The organism is Pontiella sp. (genome assembly GCF_041622395.1).
Classification (GTDB): Bacteria; Verrucomicrobiota; Kiritimatiellia; order Kiritimatiellales; family Pontiellaceae; genus Pontiella.
The window spans coordinates 1-9,156 of the sequence record NZ_JBFJYW010000152.1 but is presented as its reverse complement, the minus strand read 5'-3'; the positions used below and the strand labels follow the sequence as shown (position 1 = coordinate 9,156).

At 59.8% G+C, this 9,156-nt stretch carries 10 protein-coding genes; 5 read left to right on the top strand and 5 right to left on the bottom strand.

Going from position 1 to position 9,156, the window contains the following annotated elements:
* Window positions 1-2: 2 nt before the first annotated feature.
* Window positions 3-1,436 carry an AmmeMemoRadiSam system protein B gene (amrB, locus tag ABYO54_RS09970; protein WP_372808104.1) on the bottom strand — a complete coding sequence of 478 codons (1,434 nt, stop codon included), beginning with the start codon at window positions 1,434-1,436 and terminating at the stop codon, window positions 3-5.
* Window positions 1,437-1,551: 115 nt separating this feature from the next.
* On the opposite strand from amrB, the gene ABYO54_RS09965 reads away from it, so the two are divergent.
* Window positions 1,552-2,334 carry an alpha/beta hydrolase gene (locus ABYO54_RS09965; protein ID WP_372808103.1) on the top strand — a complete coding sequence of 261 codons (783 nt, stop codon included), beginning with the start codon at window positions 1,552-1,554 and terminating at the stop codon, window positions 2,332-2,334.
* A gap of 41 nt (window positions 2,335-2,375) precedes the next feature.
* Here the strand turns inward: ABYO54_RS09965 and ABYO54_RS09960 are convergent, their stop codons facing one another.
* The 3 genes from ABYO54_RS09960 to ABYO54_RS09950 form a co-directional block, all read right to left on the bottom strand.
* On the bottom strand, window positions 2,376-3,437 hold the full coding sequence (locus ABYO54_RS09960) for a mechanosensitive ion channel domain-containing protein (RefSeq protein ID WP_372808102.1): 1,062 nt from the start codon (window positions 3,435-3,437) through the stop codon (window positions 2,376-2,378).
* 193 nt (window positions 3,438-3,630) lie between these two features.
* Entirely contained in the window at window positions 3,631-3,969 is a 339-nt protein-coding gene (locus tag ABYO54_RS09955) for a cupin domain-containing protein (RefSeq protein WP_372808101.1), read from the bottom strand.
* 38 nt (window positions 3,970-4,007) lie between these two features.
* The gene (locus ABYO54_RS09950) at window positions 4,008-4,718 is read right to left on the bottom strand and encodes a DUF1643 domain-containing protein (protein WP_372808100.1); all 711 of its coding nucleotides are present in this window, start codon (window positions 4,716-4,718) and stop codon (window positions 4,008-4,010) included.
* Window positions 4,719-4,819: 101 nt separating this feature from the next.
* Between ABYO54_RS09950 and ABYO54_RS09945 the strand changes: the two genes are divergently transcribed.
* The 4 genes from ABYO54_RS09945 (at window position 4,820) to ABYO54_RS09930 (ending at window position 8,899) form a co-directional block, all read left to right on the top strand.
* Entirely contained in the window at window positions 4,820-5,734 is a 915-nt protein-coding gene (locus tag ABYO54_RS09945) for a hypothetical protein (RefSeq protein WP_372808099.1), read from the top strand.
* 83 nt (window positions 5,735-5,817) lie between these two features.
* Complete coding sequence (locus ABYO54_RS09940) at window positions 5,818-6,420, top strand: penicillin-binding protein activator LpoB (RefSeq protein WP_372808098.1); 603 nt, start codon at window positions 5,818-5,820, stop codon at window positions 6,418-6,420.
* 51 nt (window positions 6,421-6,471) lie between these two features.
* Window positions 6,472-7,872 carry a hypothetical protein gene (locus ABYO54_RS09935; RefSeq protein WP_372808097.1) on the top strand — a complete coding sequence of 467 codons (1,401 nt, stop codon included), beginning with the start codon at window positions 6,472-6,474 and terminating at the stop codon, window positions 7,870-7,872.
* Window positions 7,873-7,882: 10 nt separating this feature from the next.
* Window positions 7,883-8,899, top strand: coding sequence for an LPP20 family lipoprotein (locus tag ABYO54_RS09930; RefSeq protein ID WP_372808096.1), 1,017 nt, complete (start codon window positions 7,883-7,885; stop codon window positions 8,897-8,899).
* 25 nt (window positions 8,900-8,924) lie between these two features.
* Here ABYO54_RS09930 and ABYO54_RS09925 read toward each other — a convergent pair.
* Window positions 8,925-9,156 (bottom strand): DUF6941 family protein (locus ABYO54_RS09925; protein ID WP_372808095.1); only part of this gene is annotated, 232 nt, incomplete at its 5' end.

The window sequence follows — 9,156 nt, the reverse complement described above, 5'->3', positions numbered from 1 at the left end:
TCCTATCCGGTCTTTTCACCGAACACGATGGCCTCGAAAACCTGGAATTGGCACCCGCTTTTCCAGTCGTCGGGGCCGAGGCCGGCTTTCATGGCGAGGTGGGACAGCGTGGTTGACAGATCCCAGCCTTGCTCGGGCGCGACTTGCGGCAGGAATACGGCGGAGCACATTCCCTTCGACAGCACGATGCCATGCTTGCCGATTTCAATGTCTTCAAACGACGGCACCGAATGCGGTGCGGTGAGAGCGGAGATCTCGATGTCGATATCGTTCAGTTCGTCCTCGCGCAGCTTCGGGAAGCGCGGATCGTGGAACGCCGCATTCAAGGCCTGCTCGGCAATCGCCGCATGGAGGGCGCGGCGCGGAAAGATTTCGCCGATGCACCCGCGCAGCTGACCATGCTTATGCAGGGTCACGAAGGCCCCCATGGTTTGCTTCATGGCCGGGGTGGGTGCGAGCTCGAAATCCGGGCCGTTGCGCTTGAGCTGCTTGGATATCAGATAGCGGGCATAGGCCAGCAACTGCCGCCGGTCCGACTCCGAAAGCCCCCCTTCGGCAACCGGGGCCGGCACCTTGTCGATCTTGGTCCAGGCGCCGGAGACGGCGGCGGAGATATAGCTGACGCAGTGCGACCAGTCCCCCGTCAGGTCGCCGGAGGTTTCGTACTTCAGCAGCCGCACGCGGGCCGAATCGGGCAGCATGGCCAGCAACACGGCAATGGGACTGCGACCGCAAATGGTTGCCCCCGTGTTATCGATATAGCGAAGGAAGTCGCCCAGCTTCTTTTGTTCAATCAACCGGAACGCGCCCAGGTCGAGGCTTTTGAGATTGGCCGGGATGTTTTCCGTGAAAGGGACATAGTCGAAGTTGCGGCCATAATGCGTGAAGTCGGAACTGACCACCACGAGGGTGTCGGCATCGATCCGTTCCCGCAACGTGCGGGCGATGGATTCCGCCCCCGCCATGCCGAGCTCGCCGCAGACGATTGGAACCAGCTTGAAATGGCCGAGGGCCCGTTGCAGGAACGGCAGCTCGATCTGGACGCTATGTTCGCTGCCATGCGCCTGGGGATAGGACTGGAACCGCTCGTTGCCCCACAGCTCCGCCACGAAGTCGCGGTCGATCTCGATGAGCCCCAGCGGGGTTTCGATATGGGAGACGTCGGGGATGCTGACGGTGTCGAGCATGGGAACGCGGTGGCTCGGCCCCAGCACGATGACCCGGCCATAGCGCTTACCCTGCAGCAGCTTGACGCCGTGCGCCGCCACCATGCCCGAATAGCGATAGCCCGCGTGGGGCAGAATCAGCGCCATGGGCTTTCCCATCTCTTCCGGCTTCGCACGTTCCAGATATGCATCGATCTCCCGGGCGAGCTGCTCCGGATTATCCGAGTACCACGTGCCCGCCAGTTCCGATCTAAGGATTTCCGACTCCATATTCCGTCCTCCGTTCACAGGCAAAGCTAGCGCGTTGCGGGTTTGCCGACAACCATTGGCTACCGGAATCTTTGCCGTTGCGCTTCCAGAAAACGGAACCTATATTTTAGGCTCCATGATGGAAAACACACTCATACGAATTGCGCTCTACGCAGGGGGCATCTATCTCTTCCTGAACCTGTTTGCCCTGTTCATCTCCGACAGGATTCTTTTCCAGCCGCAGGCGGCGAGTTACACCCGGCTCCCAAGCGAAGTAAAGATCGCGACGGCCGACGGCGCACGGATCAACGCGGTCTGGCTTGAAAGCCCCGGGGCCAAGCAGACCCTGCTCTTCAGCCACGGCAACGCGGAGGATCTGGGGCGGGTGCTGCCGTTCATCGAGCAGTTCCATGCGCTGGGTTATTCGGTGCTGATGTACGACTACCGCGGCTACGGCACCAGCGAGGGCCACCCCTCCTACCGCAAGATCCACCAAGATGCAGACGCCGCCTACCGCTGGCTGGTCGAGGAGAAAAAGTTGCCGCCCCAAAGCATCATTGCCCATGGCCGTTCGCTCGGCGGCGCGGTCGCGATATGGACGGCGGCCCACCACGCCGTCGGCGGGCTGATCGTCGAGAGTTCGTTTGCGTCGGCCTTCCGGGTCAAGACCGTGGTACCGTTGCTGCCGTGGGACAAATTCAACAGCGTGAAAGCCATGAAACAGGTCCGGTGCCCGGTGCTGGTGATGCACGGCACCAACGACACGGTGCTACCCTTCTGGCACGGCAAGGCCCTCTTCAACGCGGCCCCCGAACCCAAGCAGCACTTCTGGATCGAAAACGGCGAACACAACAACTATGCCTACGTCGCGGAACAGGCCTACTTCGACTCCATCCAAGCCTTCCTCGCGACCCTTTGACGCGCACCGAAGTTTCCCGCGAAAACAGGACGGGTTCGCATTTACATGTTCCGATCGGAGCTCCCCCCCCGAGGAGTGGCGTTTGGTTCGGCATTGCCGTTTTCCGGCACCGGTGCCGCCGGCTCGGCATTCAGGGATTTCAGACGCTCCTTCATGCCCGCCAGGGCGTCTTGCCGGGCCTTTTTATCCTCGCCGTTGGCCGCCTCGTTCAACGTCGATTCCATCTGTTCAATTTGCTGCATCACGTCCCGCTTTTCAGATTCCAGCTGTTCGGCCTGTTCCGCTTTGTCAAAAACCACGTCTTCCGCGGATGATTCCACGTTCTCGACGGCGGCGACGGCTTTCGTTGAAGGAATGATTTTTGCGGATTCTTCGACCCTGCGCTGGTTCATGAACGAAGGCGACACGATTTCGATGCTGTGGCTGTGCAGCGTGTCCAGCACGCAGGCATAGAGATTCGAGCGAGCCGAAATGAGGCGTTTGGGTTCCTCCAGCAATCCCGAGACACGGTAGGTAACCGAAAAATTGCCCAATTCCAAAATATGGACAAAGGGCTCCAACAACCCGCAAGCCTGCGCCGCCTCCACGAGCAACGATTCGATTTGGCGATGATCCAAATCGTACCCCAGCGATAGCGATGCCGATATAATGGTCCCCGAGCTGCGGACCGTGGTTACGGGATGGCTGATACAGTATGCGTTGGGCAACGCGATCAGTTCCCGGGTTTCGGTTTGCATTTCCGTATCGAACAAGCCGCGATCGGACACCCGGCCAAAATGGTCGCCGATGCGAATGAAATCTCCGACCCGAAACGGCTTTGTAATGCGCAGCAGCACCCCCGCCACAAGATTGGAAATGGCCGTGGTGGATGAAAAAGCAAACATCCCCGACAGCAGAATTCCAATCAACCCGGTTAATTGATTCCGCGAACTATCGCGAATGGGCAGGGCAAAGATCAAAACGAGAATCCCCAACAGCGTCAACCCAAGCATTATGAGCTGACGAGAAAACAAGCGCTCGTTGCCTAAATCGGAATGTCGCTTAATCAGAAACCAATGTGCGCCCCACAGGAGCAGTCCAACCACGGCGACGGCAATCAGCAACGGCCCGACCATTGAAAGTTTCTCAACCATGTTTCATAACCCCGAATAAAACGATGTCCACCCTTGCATGGACCCATTGCAACGCCGGAACAGCCGCGCTCTGCCGTTTCCCAACCCAACCACGCGCCCCATCCCCCAGCGTTCGAACCATAAGGAAAGCCCCGAACAAAGTCTATCGGGGAATCGATGCGCATCAATCCGCCAGGACGCCGAAATAGGTGACCACCAGATTGGCGGAACCACTGTTGATGATTTCGTGGACTTCGCCGGGCCCGACCACCACGGTGGTGCCGGCGGAAAAGACATAGCCCACATCGTTGACGCGGATCTCGCCGCATCCCGATTCGCAGGTGAACACCTCGGCCCTATCCTCGTGCAGATGTTCGGCCGCTTTTTCGCCGGGCGGAAAAACGGCGCGGGAATAGTTGGTGATTCCCTTTACGACGCCGGGCCCGACCATCACGCGCTTGCGGACCTTGGCATTGTGCGACACGCCCCGCTCGGGCTGTTCGTTGATCTTGATCAGTTTCATCGCGTCAATAAGAGCAGATTGGCCGGGCGCTGGAAAGATCAACCATGCGTTTCGAGATGGCCGATGATGGTTTCGAGCCAGAGGAGTTTTTTCTTTTGCAACATCGGGCTCGGGTGGGCGTTGAGCCGCGGATGGACGTCCGACGCCACCGTGCAGGTGGGCTCGCCATCGATCCGGTCGAGGCATTGTTCGGCCAACGGCAACAGACCGGGATCCTGCCCCCAGCCCAGCAGGATCGGGGTGCCGGTTTTGCGTTTGAGCGCGTGGGAGCATTCGGCGTCGCGTTCCGGGCAAAACAGACTATGCACGTGGCCGCCCATGATTCCGCCGAGGGCATCGACCTTCTGCAGAAAGCTGCCGGACTTCGGGTCGCGCAGGTCGGAGAGGTTGAGCACGCGGATATGCTTCCAGCCCTGCGAGACGGCGACCCGCATCACCTGGTACTGGGTGTTGTCGGGCTGGGTCAGCACCAGCTCCTTGCGGTTCGTCCCGCCCTTTTGCGGATATTCGATCCGCCCATCCACATGGCCGTCGACCTTCGGGCGCGACGATCCGGGATTCATCATGATGACCACCACGTCCGGCTCCATTTCGGAAATGGACGAGGGATCGGCCTGCGAAATCGACGTATCGACGATCTCCAGCACACTGCGGCATTTGGCGAATTCGCCGTTCATGAGCCTCAGTTCGTAGAAGTGTCCGTAACAGGTGAATTGCCGTTTTAGCTCGGCGGCATATAAAAAATCCATATCGCAGTCCCTTGAAGTGGAAAAATAGGCAATCATTTTAGGCTTTCTGCGTTGTAGATAACAATCTATCTTTCGGATGGATCAAATGGACTGAGGGTTGTATGCATTTTGTGATCAATATCGTTGCGACGATAATACTGCTATTCTTCATTCTGGCGGGATGGCAAAAGGGTTTCATGCTTTCGTTGCTGGGCGTGGTGCGCGTCATCCTGGCGTACGGCATGGCCTTTCTGATGGGCCGCTATGCCGGCGCCTGGCTCGGTGCGGCGGCCCACCGCCCGCGGATCGTCACCATTCCGGTGGTTGCCGGGTTGACGTTCGTCGTCATCACCTTTTTCTTCCACGTGCTGATGTCGAACATGCGCGACGAGCAAAAGCACAAGGAGGAGAAGGAAGACTACCACCACCCGTGGTACAGCTCGCTCGGCGGGAGCGCCATCAACCTGGGCATCGGCCTTTTCTCGATGATTTTCCTTTTCTGGCTGGGCGATCTCTTTTTGGTCGGCATGGCCGGAACCTCCATCCCGGGCGCCGAGAAATCGGCCTTCGGCCGTTTTGCGCGGCGCGTCGTCTATGAATCCACCTACCTCGTCGCCAAGCGCGGCGGCCGCGAATCGCAGGCGGCCGCGACGGCCCGCGTGGTCAGCAACCCGGCCCAGGGCTTGCAGCACCTCGAAAGCGTAATCCGCGCCGACTCGGTGCAGCACCTCCTCACCGACAAGCAGTTTGCCGACGACCTGCTCAGCGGCGATGCGGATCGGATTGCGGACAACTTGGCGCTCCGGCAACTCTTCAACGACAAGCAGACGCTCGCCGAGTTGCGCGAGCTGGGGGTGGTCTGGGAAGGCGACAAGAAATCGGAGCTGTGCCGGCGGCTCTCGCAGTTCGGCGCCAACGAGAACATCCAGGCCAGCATCGAGCGTCTCAAGGAAAAGCAGTTGCTCAGCACCGACAAGATCACGCTGCTCATCCGCGATCCGGACTTCGACGTAATCATCGGCGAGTTGCTGAAGTAACCCGCTTGCGGTTGACCTCGCCGCGCCGCCGACTATAATCTTTTATCAAGTTTTTGGATAACGAAACCCCAGGAGATACCGCCATGAGAAGAAGCCATCTGTTGTTTGTGTTCGCACTCGTTTCCGTCGTTGCCCTGACGGGATGCAAGACCAGGGTCAAGCGCGTGGCCACCGACGAGGCGATCGATCTTTCGGGGCGCTGGAACGACACCGATTCCCAACTGGTTTCCAAGGAGATGATCGCCGACATCGCCACCCGCCCCTGGATCGAGGAATACCGGTCGAAAAACGGCAAGAAGCCCGTCGTGATCGTCGGCACCATCCGCAACCTGAGTTCCGAACATATCGAAACCGGCACCTTCGTGAAAGACCTCGAGCGCGAGCTGATCAATAACGGGCGCGTCACCTTCGTGGCCAACAAGACCGAGCGCGGCGAGCTGCGCGACGAACGCAAGGAACAGCAAACCTGGTCGACCGTGCAGACCCAGAAGCGCCTCGCCGCCGAAACCGGCGCCGACTACATGCTGCAGGGCAGCATCAAGACCATCATCGACCAGGAAGGAAAGACCTCGGTCAAGTTCTACCAGGTCGACATGGAAATGGTTCACCTCGAAACCAACGAAAAGGTCTGGATGGGCGACAAGAAGATCAAGAAGGTCGTAAAGAAAGCCAAACTGAAGTTTTAGCCCAAGTGCTGTCCGGCGTGCGGCCCCCGGGCCGCATTCCGAACCGATCCGATGCCTCGCGCCCGATCCATAGCCGCTGTCTGCCTGCTCGCCGTTTTGACCGGCTGTGCGAGCATGCGCACCGACAAGACGCACTATGCCGGGACGGAGAAGATGCTGGCGCGGGCGGACTATTCCGGCGCCATCGCCCAGATCGAAGCCGCCAAGGAAAAGTCGTACGCCTACAAGGACCGGGCCATCTACTACCTCGACATCGGCATGCTCTACCACTGGAACCGGGAGTACGAAAAGAGCAACGAATTTTTGGAGCAGGCCGAACGGGCGATCGAGGACAACTTCACCAAGAGCCTCACGCGCAAGGCCTCGACCCTGATCCTCAACGACAATGCGCAGGCCTATGCGGGCGAGGACTACGAGGATATCTACCTCAACGTCTTCAAGTCGCTCAACTATCTTGCGCTGGGCCAGAACGACTCGGCATTCGTCGAGGTCCGGCGCATCAACAACAAGCTGGCGCAGCTCGAAGACAAGCACGAAAAGATGGCGCGCAAGCTCAACGAGGCCGAGGAGGCCCACGAGGATTTCAAGCCCGGCAAAAGCCCGTTCCAGGAATCGGCCCTCGGGCGCTACATGAGCATGATGCTCTACCGCAACGAGCAAAAGTGGGACGACGTCCGCATCGACCTCGAAAAAATCGCCCGGGGCTGGAAGCTCCAACCCGACCTCTACCCCTTCGACAAACCCGACTTTTCGGGGTCGACGCAAAGGCTTTCGCCGCCCAAGGCGCGCCTGAACGTGATCGCCTTCAGCGGGCGCTCGCCGGAAAAGAAGGCGGCCACGTTCTATATCCACACCGAGGAAAACCTGATCGTACTGGCGGGCACGTCCGAGAACTATCTGGGGAAACAAAACCTGACGGGACTCACGGCCATACCGTGGTGGGGCATGGCGGCGGGCTACCACTTCAAATTCCAGTTGCCCTCCATGGAAAAGCATCCCTCGCAAGTCGGATGGATCGAAGTGGCGGTCGCCGAACACGGAACGCCCGAAAAGCTCCAGCGGCTGGAGAGCCTCGAAAACGTCGCCATCGAAACCTTCGGCATCAAGAAGCCGCTCATCTACCTCAAGACCGTAACGCGCGCCGTGATCAAGGGGCTTGCCGCCGAACAGGCCAAATCCCAGTTGACGGCGAACATGGATAGCGGCATCGCCTTCTTCACCCGGCTAGCCGCCGACCTGGTGGTGGACCAGACCGAGAACGCCGACCTGCGCATGTCGCGTTTTTTCCCGGCGGAATCGGCCATCCGGGAACTGCATCTCGAGGCAGGCGAATACGACGTGAAGATCAACTACTATTCCACCAACGGCACCTTGCTGCACATCGACAACCGTCCCGGCACCCATGTGGAAGCCGGCAAACTCAACCTGCTTGAATCCGTCTATCTGAACTAGGACCCGAACGATGAGAAACGACACCTTCCTGCCACTGACACTGGCGGTTGCCTGCCTGGCCTTGACCGGATGCACGATGCTGGGCGGCGGAACGCCGGGTTGGGTCGCAAACCCCAAAACCGCCTATCCCGAAGACCGGTTCCTCGTGGCCGTGGGCGAAGGCGATACGCGCCAAACCGCCGAGAACGCCGCCGCCGCCAACCTCGCGCGTATTTTCGAAGCCCACATCGAATCCGACGAGCGGCTGCTCGACCAAAGCACCGAAACCGGCAAATCTTTCGTGCGCACCACCGATTTCACCTCCGACGTGAACATCCTGTCGTCGCAGACGCTGTTCAACATCCAGCACGCGGAAGCCTGGAAGGATAAAATGGCCCGCTACCATGCGGTCGCCTATCTCAACCGCCGCGACACCGCCGCCATTTACCGCGACAAGATCGACGAACGAAGCGCGCGCGTCAACTTCCTGCTGGCCAGTGCCGGAAACACGGGCAACGTGCTGAAGAAATACGCCACCCTGCGCGCCGCCAGCGGCTACGCCGCCGAAGTGTCCTACCTGCTGCAGCAGCTCAAGGTCATCCATCCCCCGTCCGTGCCGGGCTCAACCCCGGGCTACTCCATCAACGACCTGCACAAGGCGCTGGCCGACACCGCCAAGCAAATCAAGGTCCGCATCAAGATCGGTGGCGACGATGAAAAGCGCATGAACGGAACGCTGGAGGAACTCATTACGCAATACGGATTCGTGGTCGGCACCCCGGTTGTTCTCGACATCGCCGGCAGCGTTTCCGTTACGGACACCGGCGAACGGACCCAGGGGCTGGTCTTCGCCCGCTACGAGCTGGCCCTGCAAATCAAGAATGCCGACGGCGATGTCTTGGTGTCTATCGGCCACAAGGGCCGCGAAGCGCACACGACGATGCAGCAGGCCCGCATCCGCTCCTTCCGCACGCTCGACAACGCCATCAAAGCCGGCGGGGCCCAGCGCCTCGACGCCTATTTCGACTCGCTGATCGACCGGCAATAAGCGCGGCACCATTGCATGCCCGCGGCTACGCGTTGCGGGGAGCGGGCATTTCGCGCACCCGCAACGGCAGGGCCGCCATGGCGACGTCGTCAATCGCAAGATTGATCTGGTAGTCGGCGTAGGCATCGAACTTGATGTTCTGGAAGTTGAGGATGAGATTGACGGACACCGACCCGACATCGTTGCCCATGCGGGGGTTGACTTCTCCTTCCATCGTCTGGAACACCGGGATGCCGTCGGGATTGACCAGCTGCAGC

What these genes read in the sequence shown, in the direction of transcription:
- amrB (WP_372808104.1), bottom strand. Translation starts at nt 1,436, where the DNA reads ATGGAGTCGGAAATCCTTAGATCGGAACTGGCGGGCACGTGGTACTCG.
- ABYO54_RS09965 (WP_372808103.1), top strand. Translation starts at nt 1,552, where the DNA reads ATGATGGAAAACACACTCATACGAATTGCGCTCTACGCAGGGGGCATC.
- ABYO54_RS09955 (WP_372808101.1), bottom strand. Translation starts at nt 3,969, where the DNA reads ATGAAACTGATCAAGATCAACGAACAGCCCGAGCGGGGCGTGTCGCAC.
- ABYO54_RS09950 (WP_372808100.1), bottom strand. Translation starts at nt 4,718, where the DNA reads ATGGATTTTTTATATGCCGCCGAGCTAAAACGGCAATTCACCTGTTAC.
- ABYO54_RS09945 (WP_372808099.1), top strand. Translation starts at nt 4,820, where the DNA reads ATGCATTTTGTGATCAATATCGTTGCGACGATAATACTGCTATTCTTC.
- ABYO54_RS09940 (WP_372808098.1), top strand. Translation starts at nt 5,818, where the DNA reads ATGAGAAGAAGCCATCTGTTGTTTGTGTTCGCACTCGTTTCCGTCGTT.
- ABYO54_RS09935 (WP_372808097.1), top strand. Translation starts at nt 6,472, where the DNA reads ATGCCTCGCGCCCGATCCATAGCCGCTGTCTGCCTGCTCGCCGTTTTG.
- ABYO54_RS09930 (WP_372808096.1), top strand. Translation starts at nt 7,883, where the DNA reads ATGAGAAACGACACCTTCCTGCCACTGACACTGGCGGTTGCCTGCCTG.